Source organism: Dellaglioa sp. CoH-57-MRSF-19 (genome assembly GCF_056781975.1).
Window position 1 is genome coordinate 1 of record NZ_JBXAXW010000289.1, and the last position, 259, is coordinate 259.

Annotated in this window: 1 protein-coding gene; it reads left to right on the forward strand. The window is 52.5% G+C overall.

The features are described 5' to 3' along the window. The coding region (locus AC1RO3_RS09265; RefSeq protein ID WP_481764129.1) for a hypothetical protein at positions 1-210 on the forward strand (210 nt) is incomplete at its 5' end. Positions 211-259 lie beyond the last annotated feature (49 nt).

The window sequence follows — 259 nt, forward strand, 5'->3', positions numbered from 1 at the left end:
TCGTTGGATCAAGAAGCAGGAAGCGAAAAAGAAATGACGATGCGGGAACAAGCAAGACGCGCGTGGCGCGAGCGCGGAATGGACGGGGCATCGCGCAATCCCTACAACAAGGATGATCCGCGATTCTTCATGTGGCGTAATCACTTCGAAGAAGCTAAGTGGGAGGACGAGGCATTTGACGAATGTGATTTTGGAGTTGACGACGAGTAAATAGCGGCGTACACTGCGCGCATTGACTACACAACGGAGGGAACATGAG